Genomic DNA, 20,470 nt, shown 5'->3' with positions numbered 1-20,470 from the left:
CTGCTGTCCGCGCAGCGCGACCGCATGTCCGCCGCCGTCACCCGCGGCGTCCGCAGCGGACGGACGAAGTACGAGAAGTCCCTCACCAAGGAAGACGCGTGACGGCAGGCGGGGTGCTTCTCGCGGCCGAAGTTGCGCAGCAGACGGTGTCGGCGTGCCGGGTGCACAGCGGCGCGCCCGGCTTCGCCGCCGACGAGCGCCTCAACGCCTACCGCGGCCTCGCCCACGCCTACCAGAACGCCGGCGGCGACAACGAGCTGATCCTCTACGACACCGCCCGCGCCATGGCCGCCCTCGACCGCTACACCCCGCCCGACCCCGGCGGCGCCCCGCCCGACGGCGGCGGCCTCGACTCGCCGCGGACGCCGCTGTTCCTGCTCCGCGAGGCCGAACGGCGCATGCGCGACCGGCTCCAGGACCGCGTCGACACCGCCCTGCGCGGCGGCGGCGACGCCTTCACCGCCTGGAACGGCAACCTGGCCCTGGCCGCGCGGACCGCCGCCGCCTGCGCCGACCGGATCGTCCTGGAGATCTGCGCCGCCGCCGCGGCCGCCGGCCCCGCCGAGCTGGCGCGGGTGCTGCACCTGCACGCCCTGAACGTCGTGGACCGCCGCGCCGCAGACCTGCTCGACGAGGGCGCCGCCCCGCCCGGCACGCTGGAGGACGTGCGGGCGGCGCGCCGCCGCGCCTGCGACGCGCTGGCGCCCGCGGCCGCGGACCTGGCCGCCGCGTTCGACCTGCCCGCACCCGTCACCGCGCCCACCGCGTTCCTCACCGGCCCCTGACCCCCGTCCCCTACGCTCGGATCATGCGAAACGGCACGCCGCGCCGCTAATTCTCCAAGGACCCGGGGGAACCGGGCGGGGATGGCTACCGTTCTCGTAAGACAGACCGATCGCGGGTGGATCCACCCGCAGTCCGATACGGAGGTAGACAACAGTGGGAGTCAGTCTGAGCAAGGGCGGCAACGTCTCGCTGACCAAGGAGGCCCCCGGACTGACCGCCGTCGTGGTCGGTCTGGGCTGGGACGTGCGGACCACCACCGGGACCGACTTCGACCTGGACGCCAGCGCCCTGCTCGTGTCGGCGGAGAACAAGGTGCTGTCGGACCAGCACTTCGTGTTCTTCAACAACCTCAAGAGCCCCGACGGCTCGGTCGAGCACACCGGCGACAACCTCACCGGTGAGGGCGAGGGCGACGACGAGCAGATCAAGGTCAGCCTGAACACGGTCCCGGCCGACGTCGCCAAGATCGTGTTCCCGGTGTCGATCTACGACGCCGACGGCCGCCAGCAGAACTTCGGGCAGGTCCGCAACGCGTTCATCCGCGTGGTGAACCAGGCCGACAACAGCGAGATCGCGCGCTACGACCTGTCGGAGGACGCCTCGACCGAGACCGCCATGGTGTTCGGCGAGCTGTACCGCAACGGCGCCGAGTGGAAGTTCCGCGCGGTCGGGCAGGGCTACGCCTCCGGCCTGTCGGGCATCGCCTCCGACTTCGGCGTGAACGTCTGACCGTAGGTCCCGACGCGGCGGGGACGACGGCCAGGGCCTCGATCTCCACCAGCAGGTCGTCGCGGACCAGCCGGGACACCTCGACCAGCGACGCGGCCGGCGCCACCCCCTCGGGCACGAACTCGGCGCGGACGGCGCGGACCACGGGGTTGAGGAACCTACGGACAGCCGTTAGCGCTGAGAATGATCTTGAGAGTTGGCCACTTGGAACGTTCGCTTCGTAACGTATTGGTCACTATGAGTTAGTCGCTGGTGGGCCGGGCCTACTTTGCGGGGCTATGCCTGCGGAGTTTCTGTCAGATGAGCAAAGAGCGGCGTATACGTCGTTCGTGGAGCTGCCGACACAGTCGGAGCTGGAGAAGTTCTTCTTCCTGGACGCGTTCGACCGGGATGTGATCGCTCGGTCGCGGGCCGATTCGCATCGCCTGGGTGTTGCCGTGCAGATCGCGACGGTTCGCTACAAGGGGCTGTTCCTGGCCGACCCTCTGGACGTGCCGTGGCCGGTGGTGGACTACCTGGCCGAGCAACTGGAGATCGGTGATCCATCCCAGGTCAAGAGGTACACGGTGCGTGCGCAGACGGCGTATGAGCACACGTGGATGATCAGGGACGCCTACGGCTTCCACGTCTTTGAGGACCGGGAGAGCTGGGAGGCGCGCCAGGTGTCGAAGCGGTTCCTGGCGTTTCTGCACGGGCGTGCGTGGACGCACGCGGAAGGCCCGACGGCGTTGTTCGATCAGTCGGTGGCGTGGCTGCGTCGGCATCGGGTGCTGTTGCCGGGGGTGACGGTGCTGGAGCGGCTGGTGGGTGGGGTGCGCGAACGCGCGGATGAGCGCATGTACGCGGTGGTGGCCCGCCAGGCCGAGCGGGCGGGAGCAGGGTTGCCGCTGGCGTTGGCGGGGCTGCTGGAGGTCCCCGACGGGGCGCGGGTCTCGGAGCTGGAGCGGTTACGGCAGGCGCCCAAGCGGCAGTCGGGGACCGAGATGGTGCGGGCGCTTCGACGGGTCGATGATCTGGCCGGGTTGGAGTTGGGCCGGGTGCAGGTGGGCAAGGTGCCGGTCCGGCGGATGAAGACGCTCGCCCGGTACGGGGCGGGGAGCAAGGCGCCGGCGCTGGCTCGCCTGGGCGAGCCGCGCAAGACCGCGACGCTGCTGGCGGTGACCCGGAGCCTGGAGGCTGAGGCGATCGATGACGCCCTGGACCTGTTCACCCTGCTGATGGCCACCCGGTTGATCTCTCCGGCGCGCCGCAAGTCGGCGGGCGAGCGGCTGGCGATGCTGCCGAGGCTGGAGCGGGCGTCCCGGCTGCTGTCGAAGGCGGGGCGGGTGCTGGTGGAGCAGCTCGACCTGGCCGCCGAGGTCGGCGCCGAGGTGGACGTGGCGGCGTTGTGGGCGGCGGTGACCGATCAGGCCGGCACCACCCGGCAGCAGGTGATGGCCGCGTTTGCGTCGGTGGAGGAACTCGTCCCGGTCGAGGAGGGCGCCGCGGAGGCGGCGCTGCGCGCGGCGCTGGTGGACAAGTACAGCACCGTGCGGCCGTTCTTGAAGCTGCTGGGCGAGTCGCAGGCCCTGGGCGCGGCGGCGGGCGGCCGCAAGGTCCTGGCGGCGGTGCGGCGGCTGCCGGAGCTGGCGCGCCGCCAGGTGTCGCGCAAGCCGCTGCTGCCGGGGGAGATCGACGCCTCGCTGGTGACCGCGGCGTGGAGGCGCCCGGTGTACGCCAATCCCGACCTGCCGGTCAGGGCGGTCGACCGCGACGCCTACGTGGTGTGCGTGCTGGAGGCGCTGTTTCGTGCGCTGCAGGTCCGGGACGTGTTCGCGGCGCCGTCCAACCGGTGGGCCGACCCGCGCGCGCACCTGCTGGACGGGCGCCAGTGGGAGGCGATCAGCGAGGACGTGCTGGCGTCGCTGTCGCTCACCGACCCGGTCGGCGACCATCTGGACGGCCGGGTCCTGGCACTGGACGCGGCCTGGCGGCAGATGGCCACCCGCCTGGAAGAGGCCGGCGATGACGCCCTGGTCCGCGTGGTCGCCCCACCAGAGGGCGCCGGCGGGCACGCCCGGCTGTCGGTGGAGAAACTCGGCGCGCTCGGCGAGAGCCCGTCGCTGAGGTGGCTGCGCGGCGCGTGCCAGGCGATGCTGCCGCGGGTCGATCTGCCCGAGCTGCTGCTGGAGGTGCACGCCTGGACCGGGTTCCTGGACGCCTACGTGCACCTGGCCGACATCTCCACCGGTATGAAAGACCTTCCCAGATCGCTGGTGGCGCTGCTGATCGCCGAGGCGTGCAACGTCGGGCTGACACCGGTGATCAAGGAAGGGGACCAGGCGCTGACCCGCGGTCGGCTCTCCCACGTGGACCAGAACTATGTACGGGCCGAGACCCACGCTGCGGCCAACGCGGTCCTGGTCCAGGCGCAGCGCGAGGTGCCGATCGTGGCGCTGTGGGGCGGCGGGCTGCTGGCCTCGGTCGACGGGCTGCGGTTCGTGGTCCCCGTGCAGACCATCAACGCCGGGCCCTCCCCCAAGTACTTCGGCTACAAGCGCGGGATCACGCTGCTGAACGCCGTCAACGACCAGGTGATGGGCATCGGGCAGATGGTCGTGCCCGGCACCCCGCGCGACTCGCTGTTCATCCTGGACACCCTCATCAACATCGACGCCGGCCCCAAACCCGAGGTGGTCACCACCGACCAGGCCAGCGACTCGGACATGGTGTTCGGGATCTTCTCCATGCTCGGCTACCGATTCGCGCCCCGCTTCGCCGACCTGGGCGACCAGCGGTTCTGGCGCGCCGACCTGCCTGATGGCACCACCCCCGGATACGGCCCGCTGGAGGCGATCGCCCGCAACAAGATCAACCGGCACAGGATCTGCACCCAGTGGTCGGACATGACCCGGGTCGCCGGCTCGCTGGTCACCAACCAGGTCCGCGCCTACGACCTGCTGCGGATGTTCTCCCGGGGCGGCCGCCCCACCCCGCTCGGGCAGGCGTTCGCCGAGTACGGCCGCATCGACAAGACCCTGCACCTGCTGGACATCCTGGACCCGATCGACGACGGCTACCGCCGCACGCTGAACAAGCAGCTCACCGTCCAGGAATCCCGGCACCGCCTGGCCCGCAAGATCTGCCACGCCGGAGGCGGCCAGATCCGCCAGCCCTACCGAGAAGGCCAAGAAGATCAACTAGCGGCGCTGGGCCTGGTCGTCAACGCCGTGGCGCTGTGGAACTCCCGCTACCTTTCCGCCGCCGTCGACCGGCTGCGCGCCCAGGGGATCCCGGTCAACGACGCCGACGCCGCCCGGCTCAGCCCGCTCGGCCACGCCCACCTCAACTGCCTGGGCCGCTACTCCATCGCGCCCTCGGCGCCCGCCGAGGGCCTGCGCGAACTCGGCGACATCCCCGCGGCCCCCGACCCCGGCGACCCGGCCGCCGGGGTCGGGCCGTAGGGCCCGTAGGGCCGGGCAGCCCAGGCCACGGGCGGCCCTCAGTCGTGGTCCGCGGCTTCGGCGGCCCGGGCCAGATACTCGCCCGTCACCGTTTTGCGCATGCTCCGCGAGCACCCAGGAGGCCCTGGGGCAGCAGCCGGCCGGCCATGGGCGGTAGCGGGGCCGGGGCGCGTGGAGTTCCCGGCAGGTCCCTCCTTCGCGCAACCCCTCTAGTTCTGCGGGAGACCCGCGCAGTGCCGAAGAACCTGAGCAAGGTTGCTCAGCGCCCGCACCGATGCGGTGTGCACAGCCGCTGCGCTGGTGCCCATGACCCGCGCGGCCGCGGTCGCGTCCAGCCCGAGCACCACCCGGAGCAGCAGCGCTTCGGCCTGGTCACCAGGCAGCGCCGCGATCAGCGCGATGGCCTGGTCGGTCGACACCTCACCCTCCGCCGCCCTAGGCGCCGGCCGCGGTCGTGAAGTACCCAGCCCTGCGGGCTGTAGCGGCCTTCGACCGCCGCCCGCATGGCCCGCGATCGCGGCGTCACCGGTCCCGGCGCCCCCCGGAACCGCCGGGACCGGAGCCCCTGTGGACAACCCCGAACGCGTCCTGCCACACCGGCCGGTTCACCAAGGTTCCCCGGCTGGCGAGGCTGCTGCGGGTGGCGGCCCCGGCCGACCGTGCGCCCGCAACCCCGTGGCGGCCCGGCACTCCGCCGCCGGCACCGGTTACCGACGACCGGCCGTCGGCCGACATCCGGATCGGGGTACGCCCGCTGCTCCTCACTCACCCAGGAAGTCCAGTCACATCTGGACGCGGGGCCCGGATGTCTTTCATGTGCCCCCTCCGAGTCGGCGCGGGCTCGTCCCCGCTCTTGCGGATCGGCCATTGTGTGGATATTGGGGGCGGGGCGGCATATGCCCGCGCCGCCCGGGTATCGGCGCCCGGCAAGAGCGGGGCTCCGGTCCTGTCTGAGCCGGAGGCGATCGCCGGCGCGTCCGGGGCGCCGCCTGGGAGGCTCCCATGCGAGACCGGTGAACAGTTTCATCTCACGCCTCCTCATGCGCCGATGTAGTCGAGGGAATGGGTCCAGAAGAAGGTGCCGTTGCTGACGTAGTAGTCGTACGCCGACCAGTTGTAGCGGTAGTCCGACGGCCAGGGATTGCCCCAATAGACCATGTTCGAACTGTCGTCGTAGCCGTACAGGACCTCCATGTGCCCGCCGCCGCTCGTCCATTGGATGCGGGCTATCACGGGCCGCCGCGCGTCGATCTCGCGGACGATCGCCCAGTAGTAGAGATGGGCGTTCACGTAGTTGCCGGGATTGATCCCGATCTTGCGGAAGGCGGTCTGGTCGTCGGCGAGCGTCGCCTGGCTGTTCGGGCAGGACGAGTTGATCGAGCGGTTGAAGGCGAGGTTGCAGAACTGGTTCTGGGTGTAGTTCCGGCCCATGAAGGCGGCCACGGTGTTGCCGGACGCGGCCCAGCACCAGTTGGACATCTCCTGCGCCTGCATCGAGATGCCGAGCCGCAGGGCGGCCGCGTCGGCGGTGCCGGGCACGGCCGCGGCGGCGAGGGCCAGCGCGCACACGGCGGCGCGCAGGCCGGAGCGAACTTGCATGGAAACGCACTCCTCCGGGGACGGGGTGGGGGGCTGTTCGGACGTCCGGAGAACGTCAAATGAATGGTCGTCCCGCACCGGGCGCGAAACAACCCTTTCAACCCCGGAGGCATTTCAACGTATACGCGGCCATAAATTAGAAACGGCGTGCGAGAGGGCGGTTCAGTCCCATTCCCAGCGGATGCCGTGCACGCCGGGCCGCACTTCGATCTCCGCCATGTGGACGGCGCGCCAGTCCGACAGCGGCAGCTCCCGCACGTCGGTCGGTGGCGTCACGGTGTTCGGCTGCCAGACGCGGTGGCAGCGGGCCGGGAGGGCGTCCGGCTCGAAATGAACGTGCAGCAGGTACATGTGCATGGGGTGGCGGAACCACCGGTGGTAGAAGGTCGCCTCGGGACCGCCGCCGCTGTAGCCGAACTCGTAGTCGACCATGCAGGTCTCGTCCCGCCGCAGCGGGCGCTCGAACAGCAACTCCACGGCGGTGACCCCGGCCGCCGCGTCGGTGCGGACCTGGCCGAGCCGGCAGTGGGACGCCCGGCGGATGTCGGGCAGCATCTCCTTCTCGCAGTGGTACACGGCCACGTGCCGGTCGACGCCGTCGGTGCGCGCCTGGAACACCGCCCGCGTGCGCACCGACCGCTCGTCCCGGCCGGCGCCGACGCGGACGGTCTCGTCGCAGCTCAGCCAGCGCAGCTGGCCGTCCACCGGGTTGCGGATCTGCCCGAGCAGCCGGTCGACGCTGGCGTGCACCTCGCTGACGTCGCGGTACGCCAGCGCGCCGGGCACGTTGTGGGCCCACCGGCCGCGCGGGCGGCGCGGCCCGAGCAGCGCGGTCAGCGACTCCGGCGGCACTTCGAGGATCTCCTCCAGCGCCCGGACGGCCGACACCCGCTCCGGGCGGCACCGGCCCCGCTGCCAGTTGCTGAGGCTCGCGACGCTGACCTGGATCCCGCGGTCGGCGAGCCTGGCATGGAGCCGTTCCAGCCCGAGCCCGCGCGTCTGGATCGCCGTCCGCAGCGCGCTTTCGAACGAATCCGCCATCGCCGGATCCTCCTGCTGGGAACCTGCCCGACGACTGGGGATCGTCGGGGGCCGGGGTAGCAGTGAGGAACGTACTGAGTCGCCGTCCAGTAGTCCAGGAGTCGCGCGCCGGTCAGCCGGCCTGGGGGGCCAGGACGGCGCGCAGGACGTCCAGGGCGCGCTGCCGGTGCGCGTCCAGCTCGCGGACGAGCCGGTCGGCGTCCCGGGCGCGGACCGCCTCGATGATCCGGTCGTGCGCGTCCACCGAGGCCGCGCGCTCCGCCGGGTCGTTGTAGTACATGGCCCGGTACACCTCGGTGGAGTCCCAGAGCAGCCGGATCAGCCGCAGGACGTGGGGCTGGCCGGGCGTCTCCAGGACGGCGAAGTGGAACGCGCGGTTGGCGGCCAGCTCGGCGGCGACGTCTCCGGCGGCGGCGGCCTCGGCGCAGGCGCGGGCGGCCTCGCCGATGCGCCGCAGCGCGGCGTCGTCCAGCATCGGGAGGGCGTGCCGGGCCGCGCGCTCCTCCAGGATCTTGCGCAGCTCGTAGATCTCGCTGAGGTCCTCGTACTGGAGTTCGGTGACGACGTACCCGCGCCGGGGCCGGTAGGTGAGCTGCCCCTCCTCGGCGAGGACGCGCAGCGCCTCCCGCACCGGCGCGACGCTCAGCCCGACCTGCGCGGCGATGTCCTCCTGGTTGACCCGCTCGCCGGGCCGGACGTCCCCCGACGCGATGCGGCGGCGCAGCGCGTCGACGGCGTGCTGCTGGGCCGTGGGCACCGTGGCGCGGGGATCTTTCACCGGGCCGAGCATAGCCGCGGGCGCGCCGGTCAGCGGAACGCCTGGACGCCCGTCAGGGCGCCGCCGATGACGAGGGCGTGGACGTCCGCCGTCCCCTCGTAGGTGACGACCGACTCCAGGTTGTTCATGTGCCGGATCACCGGGTACTCCAGGGAGATCCCGTTGGCGCCGAGCACCTGGCGGGCGCTCCGGGCGACGTCCAGCGCGGCGTTGACGTTGCCGAGCTTGCCCATGCTGACCTGCTCGGGACGCAGCCGCCCGGCGTCCTTGAGCCGGCCGAGGTGCAGGGCGAGCAGGGTCGCGCGGTTGACCTCCAGCGCCATGTGGGCGAGCTTCTGCTGCTGGATCTGGGTTCCGGCGATCGGCTTGCCGAACGCCGTGCGCTCCCCCGCGTACTTCAGCGCGGCCTCGAAGCAGGCGCGCGCAGCCCCGGCCGCGCCCCACACGATGCCGTAGCGGGCCTCGTTCAGGCACGACAGCGGGCCCCGCAGGGACGACACCTCGGGCAGGACGGCGTCCGCCGGCAGCCGGACGCCGTCCAGCACCAGCTCGGAGGTGATCGAGGCCCGCAGCGACAGCTTCTTGCGGATCTCCGGCGCGCTGAACCCCGGCGTGCCGGCCGGGACGAGGAAGCCGCGGACGCCCTCGTCGGTGCGAGCCCACACCACGGCCACGTCCGCGATCGAGCCGTTGGTGATCCACATCTTGCGGCCGTCGAGGATCCAGTCGCCGCCGTCGCGGCGCGCGCGGGTGCGCATCGCGCCCGGGTCGGAGCCCGCGTCCGGCTCGGTCAGGCCGAAGCAGCCGACGGTCTCCCCGGTCGCCATCCCCGGCAGCCACCGCCGCTTCTGCTCCTCCGAGCCCCAGCGCCAGATCGCGAACATCGCGAGCGACCCCTGGACGGACACCATGCTGCGCACCCCGCTGTCGCCCGCCTCCAGCTCCATGCAGGCCAGGCCGTAGGCGGTCGCGCTGGTGCCCGCGCAGCCGTACCCCTCCAGGTGCATGCCGAGGACGCCCAGCGCGCCCAGCTCGCGCGGCAGCCCGCGCGGGATGGACGCCTCCTCGAACCAGTCGCCGGCGTGCGGGACGACCCGGTCCTCGACGAAGCCGCGGACGGTGTCGCGGATGTCGCGCTCCTCGTCCGACAGCAGGCCGTCGATGTCCAGGAAGTCCAGGGGGCGGAGCTCCACCGCCCGGTCGGACGCGCTGGTCATGGCCGTCACATCCCCTCGCGACGCAGAATCTTCGAAAATCGAAGAACCGATGGTCGCACACATCCGGGCGCCCCGCCAAAAAGAGCCCGCCGCCCGGACGCGGGCGGCGGGCACGCGCGGCCCCTACTTGCGGCGCGCCACGTCGTAGGCGGCGCAGCCGATCAGTTCGAGGGAGACCTGGAGCCGCTCCAGGCTGATGTTGTCGGCGATCGTGTCCTCGGGGGTGTGGTAGATCGGCTCCAGCTGGCTCGGCGCCTCGCCGCCGCGCCAGCTGAAGTTGCCCGCAGGGATGCCGCGCTCGTAGAACGCCTCGTGGTCGCTGGAGCCGCGCGCGGTCGGCCCCTCGGTCTGGCCCGCGTACCCGAGGCGGCGCGCGGCGGCGTTCACCGCGGCCGTGGTGGTGTTGTCGGCGCCGTCCACCGACAGCAGCCAGTACGTGCCCGCCGGCGGATGGCTGGTGGCGACCATGTCGTTCTGGAAGCAGCCGGTGATCCGCCCGACCTCCGCCTCGTCGAGCTCCTTCACGTAGTGCCGGGCGCCGACCAGGCCGCTCTCCTCCGCGCCCCACAGGCAGATCCGCACGGCCTGCTGGGTGGGCAGCCGCTTCAGGACGCGCGCCAGCTCCAGGCACAGCACGGTGCCGCTGCCGTCGTCGTTGGCGCCGGGCGAGCCGGGGACGCTGTCGTAGTGCGCGCTGACGATGACGGCCTTGCCCCCGGGGTTGGGCAGCGTGGCCCGTCGCTCCGCCAGGACGTTGTACGAGGTGAGCCCGGCGTGATGGGCGACCTCGAACGACAGGCTCCGGGCACCGGCCCGGATCCGCTCGCCGTGGTACCCGGCCAGCCCCAGCACCGGGATCGCGACCGGCTCCTTGAGGTTCGGGACGAAGGCGCTGGGCTTGCGCTCCGGGTAGGTGGTCGAGCGCGCGTTGACGATGAGCGCCGCCGCGGCGCCCGCGTCCGCCGCCGACTTGGCCTGCCCGGTCTCCTGGCCGGTGACGCGGTCGAACAGCACGAGCTTGCCGCGCACGTCCCCGGTGACCTCGGTGGCCGGGCCGACGTCCACCACCGTCCCGGCGGCGGGGGCGACGGCGCCCTGCGGGGACGCGCTGCACTGCCAGAGCCGCTCGCCCTCGGCGCGGATCTCCGCCAGGTACTTGTCGGCGACCGGGAAGGGCTGCAGCTCGACCGTGTACCCCAGGTCGCGCAGCTGCCCGGCGATGTAGTGGGCGGCACGGTGCTCGGAAGGAGTGCCGGCGATGCGCCAGCCGATCTCGTCGCTGAGCACCCGCAGGTGCCGCAGCGCCCGGCGCGCGTCGACGCGGGCGACCACGGCCCGGTCGCCGACGGTGAGGGAGGGCGGCCGGGCGGCACCGGGCCGCTGCCGGGTCGCGGCGGCGGCGGTGCCGGGCAGCAGGCCGACCGTCGCGAACCCGGTGAGGGCGGCGACTCCGGCCAGCAGATCACGGCGTTTGACCTCGGACATGTGGCGTCTCCTCAGGGAGCTCGGGCGCCGCCCCCGCCCGGTCCGGATCGCGAACCGGACAGACGCGGCACGACAAGGACCTTTCACCCCCGTTCGGGCGAACCTACGAAAAAGCCTCTCCGTTAACAAGAATGGCGAGATAACCCGCAACCGGAACGTGATCAGCCACCGTGCGGCCGATCACCCTGTCACCATTCCCCGGAACGGCCAGATGATCACGTCGCCGAAAAGAGATCCCGGCCCCATGCCCCGGCACCGCACCCCGGCACCGTCGCCCGCGAAGACGCCGCGCGGCCGAATTCCAACGCGTCACGCGCACCGGCATCGACCGGCCGGAGGGGCCGGTGCGCGCCGGTGCGCCGCCCGTTCGCGGGCGGTCGTCAGTGCGCCGCCTCGTACTGGGCGATGACGGTGGCGGGGATGCGCCCGCGCTCGTTGATCTCGATGCCCTGCTCCTTCGCCCACTGCCGGATCTCGGCGCCGCGCTCCCGGGCCTGACCCGCGCGGGCCGGAGCGGCGCCCCGGGTGCCCTTGAGCCGGCGGCCGCTCTCCATGTAGCTGTGCAGCGTGCTGCGGAGCTTGCGGGCGTTGTCCTCGCTGAGGTCGATCTCGTACGTCCTGCCGTCGATGGCGAACGACACCGTCTCGGCGGCCTCGCCGCCGTCGAGGTCGTCCGTCATGATGATGCGAACCTTCTGTGCCACGTGCGTTCCCCGTCTTGTCGTGTTATTCGGTGCCCCCGACCGTAGCCGATTCGGGCCCTCGGCGATCCGCCGGGGAAAGGCGCGCGCCGCCCGGCCCGGACGCGGTCACAGGTAGCCGAACAGGCGGCCCGCCACGCGGCGCATCTGGATCTCCTCGGAGCCCTCGGTGATGCGGTAGCGGCGGTGGTGGCGGTAGATGTGCTCGAACGGCTCGTGGCGCGTGTAGCCGATGCCGCCGTGCACCTGCATCGCGCGGTCCGCCGCCTCGCAGACCAGCCGGTTGCCCCGGTAGTTGCACATCGACACCAGGTGCCCGATGGTGACCGCGGGCTCGCCGGCGGCGTGCACCTCGTCCAGCCGCTGGGCGGTCTTGTGGATCAGGGTCCGCACCATCTCGGCCTCCGTGTGCAGCTCCACGAGCGGCCACTGAATGGCCTGGCGGGACGCGAGGGGCCGGCCGAAGGTGGTGCGCTCGCGCGCGTAGGCGACGGAGCGGTCGATGCAGAACTGGGCCGCGCCCACGCCGCTGGCGGCCTGGCGAATGCGGTTCTCGTGGACGAACGTCTGCGCGACCGCGAGCCCCTGCCCCTCCTCGCCGAGGATGGACGACGCGGGCACGCGGACGTCGTCCAGCGTCACCTCGGCGTGGTCGGTGGGCATGTTGAGCGTCCACCAGTAGTAGGGGACGTCGAAGCCGGGGGCGTCGAGCGGCACGATGAAGGCGGTGATGCCCTCGGCCTGCCCGGGTTCGCCGGACGTGCGGGCGAAGACGACGTCGTGGGTCGTCGCCGCGCCGAGCGTGTTGAACCGCTTGGTGCCGTTGATGACCCAGTCGCCGCCGTCGCGGACGGCGCGCGTCGACATCCAGGTGGCGTCGCTGCCGTGCTCGGGTTCGGTGAGCGCGAACGCCAGGCCGTTCTCGCCCCGGACGGACGGCTCCACGAACTGCTCCCGCTGCTCGGGCGTCCCGAACCGGTGCAGCAGTTCGACGAAGACGAGGTTGCCGACGACGGAGTGCTCGGTCTGCAGGTCGTTGTGCAGGCCAAGCCCGCGGTGCGCCAGATGCTCGCGGATCACCGCCATCTCCAGGTTGCTGCCCCCGTGCCCGCCCAGCTCGGCCGGGAGGCTGTACCGGTAGAACCCGGCGGCGTCGGCGCGGCGCTTCGCCTCGGCGAGGAGCTCCTCCCACTCGGGGCGGGCGACGCCGCCGCGCTCGAAGTCGGTCCGGGCCCACTCCCTGCGGTGGTCGAAGAAGCGGCGGTTGTCGTCCGCCTCCTCCAGCGGGACGATCTCGCGCTCGATGAAGGCGTCCAGGGCGTCCAGCAGGTCGCGGGTCTGCTCGGGGATCTCGAAGTCCATGCGGGTCTCCTGTCTCACGCGCGTCCGAGGAGGATGTCACGGGCGATCGCGGCCAGGTCCCGCGGCCGCCGTTCGAGCGCCTCCAGCGGCTCGGCGGGGGCGTCCATCGCGCCGCCGCGGTACCGGTCGTGGACGCCGTGGCCGATGCAGCCGAGCCGCCACAGCGCGAACGCCTCGAAGAACGGCAGGTCCGACACGTCGCGGCCGGTCGTCTCGGCGTAGCACCGCGCCAGCGCGTCGCGGTCGAGGAACCCGGGGAGCCGGGACGGGCCCCAGCCGACCGTGTCGCCGGTGTGCCACCAGGCCGTCAGCCAGCCGAGGTCGGCCAGGACGTCGCCGGTGGTGCACAGCTCCCAGTCGAGGACGGCGGCGACCGTCCCGTCCGGGCGGACGATCATGTTGCCGGGGCGGAAGTCGCCGTGCGCGACGCCCGTCCAGCGCTGCGGGGGCGTCCGGGCCGCCAGCAGGCCGCGCACCTCGGCGAGGTCGCGGGCGGCGGGGTCGTCGCCGCCGGTGCGGGCGGCGACCCGTTCCACCTGCGCCGTCCACCGGCGGAGCTGGCGGGTCACGTAGGGCTCCGCGCCCGGACGGACGGTGAGGCCCGCGTCCGCCGGGGCCACCTCGTGGATCGCCGCGAGGACCTCAGCGCACTGCCGCGAGAACCGGTCCCGGGCGTCGGGCGGCAGCCCGGCGGCGGCCGCGTCGGAGTCGAGGACGGTCCCGTCGACGAAGTCCATGACGTAGAAGGGGGCGCCGGTGACGGCCGGGTCCGCGCAGAGCCCGCGGGTGCGCGGCACCGGCACGGCGCTGCGGCCGAGCGCGGTGACGATGCGCCACTCCCGCTCCATGTCGTGGGCCGTCGGCAGGAGGTCGCCCGTCGGGGGCCTGCGCAGCGCGAACGCGCGCCCGTCCGGGGCGTCCACCCGGTAGGTGAGGTTGGAGCGGCCGCCCGCGATCAGCGTGAACGCGAGCGGGCCGGGGACGCCGAGCGCCTCGCCGAACCATCCGGTGAGCGCGCCGGCGTCGATCCCGGGCGGTGCGCCGGTGCCCACGGGTCAGACGCCGCGGCTCGGCGCCGGGTCGGCGGCGAGGCCGGCGGCCCGCAGCGCCGCCCGCTTGGCGGCCTCGACGTCGTAGTGCTTGCGGGTGACGATGCGCTGCGCGTACAGGCCGCCGCCCGCCTGGACGTTGGTGACCTGCCGCCATCCGCCGTAGGAGTCGGCGGTCAGGTCGCGGATCGCGTGGAAGAGCCGGGTGCGGTACTCGCCGTCCACGTCCGACCGGGTCGACATGTACTTGCGCGCCAGCGGCCCCACCTCGGGGTTCTGCAGGTCCGCGATGGACGGCGCGGTGACGACCGCGGCGCCGGCGATGTCGTGCAGGTGCCGCACCATGGCGGTGTACTCGGTGGCCCCGGTGTACTTGCCGGCGTTGGTGTACAGCTCGTTGGGGAAGACGGCGCCGAACTCGCCCGCCTCCGCGTGGGTCAGCGCGGCCTCCAGGCAGGCCCGCACCACGGTCGCGTGGATGATCATCTCGGCGATCTTCTCGCGGACGTGCCCGACCCGCTGCAGGCCGTTCGCCTCGGCGATCAGCTGCGCGAACCCGACCAGCACGTCGGCGCCGTCCGCCATGGACGTGAGGCCGCCGAGCCGCTCCCACAGCCCGAGGGAGTGGGCGAAGACGGCCGCGCTCGCCACCTCGCCGTCGAGGAACACGCGCTCGCGGGGGACGAACACGTCGTCGAAGATGACGAAGCCCTCCGGGAAGTGCTCGCCGCCCGACATCGGGAACGACCGCGCGTCGGCGTGCCGGGGCGCGTACGTCGTGTTGATGATCTTCACTCCGGGGGCGTTGACGGGGATCACCGCCGCGAACGCGTAGTCCTCCTCGCCCGGCTTCATCGCCTTGGTCGGGATCGTCATCAGCTCGTGGCCGAACGACGCCGCGGTGATGTGCAGCTTGGCGCCGCGGATGACGACGCCGTCGGGCGAGCGGTCGACCACGCGGACGTAGGCGTCCGGGTCGTCCTGCCGGGCCGGCGGGAGCGAGCGGTCGCCCTTGGCGTCGGTGATGCACTGCGTGACGCGGATGTCGCGGGCCTGCGCGTCGTCCACGTAGGCGCGGATGCGTTCGACGTACTGCGGGCTGCTCCGCGCCAGCCGTCCCGCCGCCGTCGTCAGCGTCATCAGCGAGGTGTAGTTGACGTGCGCCATCATGCCCGCGCTGTGGACGAGCCCGACCTTCTCGCGGAGCTGGTCCACGGTGGCCGGGATGCCGCTGAGGGGGCTGACGCCGTCCACGGCCTTGAGCGCCAGCCAGTCGTAGCCGTCCGCGATGTTCCGCACGACGGTGCCGAGGATCGGGTGGCCGGGGAGGTCGGTGACCTTCTCTCCCTCGAAGTAGGTGCTGCGGCCGTCGTCGAGACTGGCCTTGTACTGGTCGCCGGTGAGCATGCTCGGGCCGTTCCTCTCGTTCTGCGCGCGGGTCAGGTGGCGGTCTGGGCGCGGCCCCGGTCGACGATCGCCTTGCGGCGCTCCTCGACGGACGCGGGGGTGAAGCCGCGGGCCAGCCAGTCGCGGGACGTCCGGCCCTCGATGCCGTAGCCGTCCGCGATCTCGGCCAGTTCGATGCGCCGGTAGGAGTCGAGCAGGGTCCGCACGGCGTCGCGGTCGTTGCCGGCGATCGTCCGGGCGACGCGGTGCGCCGCGGGGAGGAGGTCTCCGTGCGCGACTACCTCCGTGACGAGGCCGGCGCGGAGGGCCTCGGCGGCGGGGACGAAGTCGCCGGTCAGGCTCATGCGGCGGGCCGTCTGCCGGCCGACGAGCCGGGGCAGCAGCACCGACAGCCCCCAGCCCGGCAGCACGCCGACGCGGGCGTGGGTGTCGGCGAACCGGGCCCGTTCGGAGGCGATGAGGATGTCGCAGTTCAGCGCCAGCTCCAGCCCGCCGGTGACCGCGACGCCGTTGACGGCGCCGATCACCGGCTTCGACGGCACCGGCCACGGGTACGGGGACGGCTCCTCGTCGTCCTCCTGGCCGAGCCGGAGGTTCTCCCCCGAGCTGCCGAGCTCCTTGAGGTCCAGGCCAGCGCAGAAGGCGGGGTCGGACCCGGTGAGGACGATGGCGTGGACCTCGTCGTCGTCCTCAAGGGCCCGCATGGTGGCGCGCAACGCGGTGATGAGCGCTGCGCTGAGGGCGTTGCGCGCCTCGGGCCGGTTGAGGGTCACCGTGGCGACGCCGTCGGCGCGGTCGAGGAGGAGGATGTCGTTCATCAGCGCCCCTGCCACACCGGGGGACGCTTCTCCGCGAAGGCGGTGGCGCCCTCGCGCGCGTCGGCGGACCCCGCCACGGGCCGGGCGATCCTGTCCTGCTCGATCCAGGACTCCTCCTCGCCCCAGCCCGCCGACTCGACGATGATCCGCTTGCTGGCGGCGAGCGCGAGCGGGCCGTTCGCGGCGACCTCCCGGGCCAGCCCGAGGGCCGCGCCGAGCGCCTCGCCGTCGTCCACGAGCCGGTTGACCAGGCCCAGCTCGCTCATCCGCGCCGCGCTCATGTGGTCGCCGAGCAGCGCCAGCTCCATCGCCACGTGGTAGGGGACGCGGCGCGGCAGGCGCAGGAGCCCGCCCCCGGCCGCGACGAGGCTCCGCTTCACCTCGGGGATGCCGAACGTCGCGCCCCGGGCGGCGACGACGAGGTCGCAGGCCAGCACGATCTCGAAGCCGCCCGCGAGCGCGTAGCCCTCGACGGCGGCGATGAGCGGCTTGCGCGGCGGCCGCTGGACGAGCCCGGCGAAGCCGCGCCCCTCCACCACGGGGTGCTCGCCCCGGACGAACGCCTTGAGGTCCATCCCCGCGCAGAAGGTGCCGCCGGCGCCGGTGATGACGCCGGCCTGGAGCGCGGGATCGGAGTCGAGCCGGTCGGCGGCCCCGGCGACGGCGCGCGCGACGTTCTCGTTGACGGCGTTGCGGGCGCCGGGGCGGTCGATGGTGATGACGAGGACGCCGCCGTCGGCCTCCACGTGCACCTCGGCGGCGGGCTGTGCTTCGGTGGTCATGGTGCTCCCTGGTCGTGGACGGGTCAGGACGCGGCGTCGAGGACGGACGCGGCCAGCCGCTCGGCCGCGGCGGCGCGGCCGCCGAGCAGCGTGGCGTCGCCGACGGCGCGCTTGTAGTAGAGGTGCGCGGAGTGCTCCCAGGTGAAGCCGATGCCGCCGTGCACCTGGACGGGGTTCTTGACCACCGCCTGATAGTCGGCGGCCGTCCGCACGGTGGCCAGGTCGACGGCGATCCGCGGGTCGTCGAGGCCCGGGTCGTCCAGCGACCAGGCCGCGTGGTAGGCCGCCGACCGGGACTGCTCCACCGCAACGTGCATGTCAGCGCACCGGTGCTTGACGGCCTGGAAGGACCCGATCGGCCGCCCGAACTGGAGCCGGGTGGACGCGTACTCCACGCTCATCGCCAGCAGCCGTGCACTGGCGCCGACGGCCTCGGCCGCGAGGACGACCGCGCCGACGTCGCGGGCCGCCGCGACGGCGTCGAGCGCGGACGCCCCGGCGTCCCCGAGGGGGCGTGCGGGCGTCCCGTCGAGCCGCACCCGGCCGAGGCGGCGCGTCTGGTCGAGCGTGGTCAGCGGCTCCACGGACAGCCCTTGCGCTCCCGCGTCGACGAGGAACAGCGCCGGGTCGCCGTCTGCCTCGGCCACGACCACGAAGAGGTCGGCGGCGACGGCGTCGAGGACGTGCGAGACGGTGCCGCTGAGTACGGGGGCGTCCGGTCCGCCGGTGGCGGTGATGCCGGTCCGGGCGGGTGCCCAGGCGCCCCGCGCGTCGGTGGCCACCAGGCTCGCGACGGTCTCGCCGGAGACGATCCCGGAGACGAGGCCGGGCGCCTCCGGAGCGCCCGAGCGCGCCAGCGCGGTCGCGGCGAGCGCGACGCAGCCGAGCAGCGGCACCCCGGCGAGGACGCGTCCCAGCTCCTCGGCGACGATGGCGAGCGCGACCGTCCCGCCGCCGTCACCGCCCGCCTCGACGGGCAGGGCGAGCCCCAGCACGCCGAGGTCGCGGCCCAGGACCCGCCACGCCTCGCGGTCGAACCCCGACGACGTCCACAACTGCGCGCGGACGGCGTCATCGGTCCAGGTGCGCTCCGCCATGGACCGGGTCAGGTCCCGCAGCGCCCGCTGCTCCTCGGTGAACGCGAACTCCATCACAGCTCCCTCCCGCCCGGCGCGGTGCCCGCCGCCTCAGCCACGGGGCACCTCCCGCCACGGCTTGCCGGTGTCGGCGCGCAGGTCGCCGGGGAGGCCCAGCAGCCGCTCGCCGATGACGTTGCGCAGCACCTCGGACGTGCCGCCCTCGATGGTGTTGGCGCGCGAGCGCAGGAACTTGCGAGCGAGGTCCTCCCCGTCCGCCCCGTCCCGCTGCTCGCCGGAGGGGGCCGCGTCATAGCCGCTGTAGAGCGCCGCCTCGGGCCCGAGCATGTCCATGCAGAACTCGTAGACGTCCTGGTTCAGCTCGGCTCCGGTGAGCTTCCCGATCGACCCCTCCGCGCCGGCGGGCCGGTCCCCCTGCTCCACCCGCTGCCGGTCGCCGGTCAGCCGCGCGGCGTCCGCGCGGGCGAACAGCTCCAGCAGCCGGGCGCGCAGGACGGGGGTCCGCAGGTCCGCCCGCTCCCGCCACAGCCGCAGCGCCGAGCCGATCGAGCCGGTACCGCGGATGCTGGAGCCGCCGCCGATCGCGTTGCGCTCGTTCATCAGCGTCGTCATGGCGACGCGCCAGCCGTCGCCGACGTCGCCGAGCCGGTGGGAGTCGGGGATGCGGGCGTCGCGCAGGTGGACCTCGTTGAACTCGGCCTCGCCGGTCATCTGCCGCAGCGGCCGGACCTCGACGCCCGGGTCCTCCATGTCCAGGACGAAGTACGTCAGCCCCCGGTGCTTGGGCCGGCCGGGGTCCGTCCGGGCGAGCAGCAGCGCCCACTTGGCCTTGTGGGCGTTGCTGGTCCACACCTTCTGCCCGTTGACGACCCATTCGCCGCCGTCCCGGACGGCCCGGGTCGCGAGCCCCGCGAGGTCCGAGCCCGCGCCGGGCTCGGAGAACAGCTGGCACCAGATCTCGTCGCAGACGTAGAGCGGGCGGAGGAGGCGCTCCTTCAGCTCCCAGCTCGCGTGGGCCATCACGGTCGGGCCCGCCATGCCGTAGCCCATGGGGTTGAGGTCGAACGGCACCGGTCCGCCGGCGCTCTGCAGGACGGCGTCCACCGCCGCCTGGAGGCCCGGCTCCACGCCGAGCCCTCCGAGCCCCTCGGGGAACTGGACCCACGCGAGGCCCGCGTCGAAGCAGGCTTCGAGGAACTCCCGCCGCGGGGTGGACCCGGGCGGGGTGCGGTCGAGCACGGCCCGCGCGGCGTCGAGGACGCGCCGGCGTTCGGGCGAGTCCTCGTCGGCCCGCGCGTCGCCGGGGGCGGTGGTGGTCATTCCGGCCTCCTCGGGCGGTCAGCGGTCATGGAACAGGGGCGGGCGGCGGGCCAGGAAGGCGGCGGCCGCCTCGCCGTGGTCCGCGGTGAAGGAGGTCAGGATCTGGGTCCGGTTCTCCAGGTCGATGCCGGCCTGGAGGCTGCCGATCTCCAGCTGGCTCCACATGACCTCCTTGGTCATGCGGACCCCCATCGGGCTGTTGGCGCGGATGGCGCGGGCGGTCTCCAGCGCCGAACCGAGCAGGTCCCCGTCCGGGACGACCCGGGTCACCAGCCCGATGCGGTCGGCCTCCGGGGCGTCGATGATGCGGCCGGTGAGCATCAGCTCGAACGCGCGGGACGCCCCGATCAGCCGCGGCAGCATCCAGCTCACGCCGATGTCGCATCCCGACAGGCCGATCCGCACGAACGCGACGTTGAAGCGGGCCGACTCCCCGGCGATCCGGACGTCCGAGGCGAGCGCGAGCGCCAGCCCGCCGCCCGCCGCCGGCCCGTTGACGGCCGCGATCACGGGCTGCGGCATCGCCCGCAGCTTCGGCACCAGGGCCGCGATGTGCCGCTGGAGCCGAAGCCGCTGCTGGGGCGAGTCCGGCCGCTCGCGGGTGTTCTGGGTCGCGAGGTCGTAGGCGGTGAGGTCGAGGCCCGCGCAGAACCCGCGGCCCGCCCCGGTGAGGACGAGGACCCTGGTCGCGGGGTCGGCGGCGACCTCGTCGAGCGTGCGGTGGAGATCGTCCAGCAGTTCCGCCGAGAGCGCGTTGAGCCGCTCGGGACGGGACAGGGTGAGCAGGGCGATGCCCGGCTCGGGAGTGCTCAGCTCCAGCGTGGTCATGGCTGCTCCTGGATGCCGGGAGGGATGG

At 73.2% G+C, this 20,470-nt stretch carries 18 protein-coding genes; 3 read left to right on the top strand and 15 right to left on the bottom strand.

Annotation, left to right across the window (positions count from 1 at the left end; translation table 11 throughout):
- Window positions 1-98: 98 nt before the first annotated feature.
- The 3 genes from ETD96_RS19345 to ETD96_RS19335 all read left to right on the top strand — a co-directional run bounded on the left by ETD96_RS19345 (window position 99) and on the right by ETD96_RS19335 (window position 4,958).
- The gene (locus tag ETD96_RS19345; RefSeq protein ID WP_240807866.1) at window positions 99-785 is read left to right on the top strand and encodes an acyl-CoA dehydrogenase; all 687 of its coding nucleotides are present in this window, start codon (window positions 99-101) and stop codon (window positions 783-785) included.
- A gap of 154 nt (window positions 786-939) precedes the next feature.
- Window positions 940-1,515 (top strand): TerD family protein, encoded by a 576-nt coding sequence (locus tag ETD96_RS19340; RefSeq protein WP_138637870.1) that lies wholly within the window; start codon window positions 940-942, stop codon window positions 1,513-1,515.
- Window positions 1,516-1,793: 278 nt separating this feature from the next.
- Entirely contained in the window at window positions 1,794-4,958 is a 3,165-nt protein-coding gene (locus ETD96_RS19335) for a Tn3 family transposase (RefSeq protein WP_138637869.1), read from the top strand.
- A gap of 209 nt (window positions 4,959-5,167) precedes the next feature.
- Here the strand turns inward: ETD96_RS19335 and ETD96_RS46760 are convergent, their stop codons facing one another.
- The 15 genes from ETD96_RS46760 to ETD96_RS19255 form a co-directional block, all read right to left on the bottom strand.
- On the bottom strand, window positions 5,168-5,377 hold the full coding sequence (locus ETD96_RS46760; RefSeq protein WP_240807865.1) for a sigma factor-like helix-turn-helix DNA-binding protein: 210 nt from the start codon (window positions 5,375-5,377) through the stop codon (window positions 5,168-5,170).
- A 619-nt stretch (window positions 5,378-5,996) separates the two neighbouring features.
- Window positions 5,997-6,557 (bottom strand): papain-like cysteine protease family protein, encoded by a 561-nt coding sequence (locus tag ETD96_RS19320; protein ID WP_138637867.1) that lies wholly within the window; start codon window positions 6,555-6,557, stop codon window positions 5,997-5,999.
- Between the two features lie 162 nt (window positions 6,558-6,719).
- Window positions 6,720-7,598, bottom strand: a complete 879-nt coding sequence (locus ETD96_RS19315) for a helix-turn-helix domain-containing protein (protein ID WP_138637866.1) — start codon at window positions 7,596-7,598, stop codon at window positions 6,720-6,722.
- A gap of 112 nt (window positions 7,599-7,710) precedes the next feature.
- Window positions 7,711-8,376, bottom strand: coding sequence for a GntR family transcriptional regulator (locus ETD96_RS19310; RefSeq protein ID WP_205719350.1), 666 nt, complete (start codon window positions 8,374-8,376; stop codon window positions 7,711-7,713).
- Window positions 8,377-8,405: 29 nt separating this feature from the next.
- Window positions 8,406-9,593 (bottom strand): acyl-CoA dehydrogenase family protein, encoded by a 1,188-nt coding sequence (locus ETD96_RS19305; RefSeq protein WP_138637864.1) that lies wholly within the window; start codon window positions 9,591-9,593, stop codon window positions 8,406-8,408.
- Window positions 9,594-9,716: 123 nt separating this feature from the next.
- Window positions 9,717-11,078: a M20/M25/M40 family metallo-hydrolase gene (locus ETD96_RS19300; protein ID WP_138637863.1), complete on the bottom strand. Its 1,362-nt coding sequence runs from the start codon at window positions 11,076-11,078 to the stop codon at window positions 9,717-9,719.
- 380 nt (window positions 11,079-11,458) lie between these two features.
- Window positions 11,459-11,782 (bottom strand): histone-like nucleoid-structuring protein Lsr2, encoded by a 324-nt coding sequence (locus ETD96_RS19295; protein ID WP_138637862.1) that lies wholly within the window; start codon window positions 11,780-11,782, stop codon window positions 11,459-11,461.
- Between the two features lie 105 nt (window positions 11,783-11,887).
- A complete protein-coding gene (locus ETD96_RS19290) occupies window positions 11,888-13,141 on the bottom strand; it encodes an acyl-CoA dehydrogenase family protein (RefSeq protein WP_138637861.1) in 1,254 nt (417 codons plus the stop codon).
- A 14-nt stretch (window positions 13,142-13,155) separates the two neighbouring features.
- Entirely contained in the window at window positions 13,156-14,193 is a 1,038-nt protein-coding gene (locus ETD96_RS19285; RefSeq protein WP_138637860.1) for a phosphotransferase family protein, read from the bottom strand.
- Window positions 14,194-14,196: 3 nt separating this feature from the next.
- The gene (locus ETD96_RS19280; RefSeq protein ID WP_138637859.1) at window positions 14,197-15,597 is read right to left on the bottom strand and encodes a 4-hydroxyphenylacetate 3-hydroxylase N-terminal domain-containing protein; all 1,401 of its coding nucleotides are present in this window, start codon (window positions 15,595-15,597) and stop codon (window positions 14,197-14,199) included.
- A gap of 32 nt (window positions 15,598-15,629) precedes the next feature.
- Entirely contained in the window at window positions 15,630-16,415 is a 786-nt protein-coding gene (locus tag ETD96_RS19275) for an enoyl-CoA hydratase (RefSeq protein ID WP_138637858.1), read from the bottom strand.
- Complete coding sequence (locus ETD96_RS19270; protein WP_138637857.1) at window positions 16,415-17,197, bottom strand: crotonase/enoyl-CoA hydratase family protein; 783 nt, start codon at window positions 17,195-17,197, stop codon at window positions 16,415-16,417. Before ETD96_RS19270 ends, ETD96_RS19275 begins: the two co-directional genes overlap by 1 nt.
- A gap of 23 nt (window positions 17,198-17,220) precedes the next feature.
- A complete protein-coding gene (locus ETD96_RS19265; protein ID WP_138637856.1) occupies window positions 17,221-18,348 on the bottom strand; it encodes an acyl-CoA dehydrogenase family protein in 1,128 nt (375 codons plus the stop codon).
- A 36-nt stretch (window positions 18,349-18,384) separates the two neighbouring features.
- Window positions 18,385-19,614 carry an acyl-CoA dehydrogenase family protein gene (locus ETD96_RS19260; RefSeq protein WP_138637855.1) on the bottom strand — a complete coding sequence of 410 codons (1,230 nt, stop codon included), beginning with the start codon at window positions 19,612-19,614 and terminating at the stop codon, window positions 18,385-18,387.
- Between the two features lie 18 nt (window positions 19,615-19,632).
- Window positions 19,633-20,442, bottom strand: coding sequence for an enoyl-CoA hydratase/isomerase family protein (locus ETD96_RS19255; protein ID WP_138637854.1), 810 nt, complete (start codon window positions 20,440-20,442; stop codon window positions 19,633-19,635).
- Window positions 20,443-20,470 lie beyond the last annotated feature (28 nt).

Source organism: Actinomadura geliboluensis, assembly GCF_005889745.1.
Lineage (GTDB): Bacteria > Actinomycetota > Actinomycetes > Streptosporangiales > Streptosporangiaceae > Spirillospora > Spirillospora geliboluensis.
This window is presented reverse-complemented; position numbering and strand designations above follow the sequence as displayed.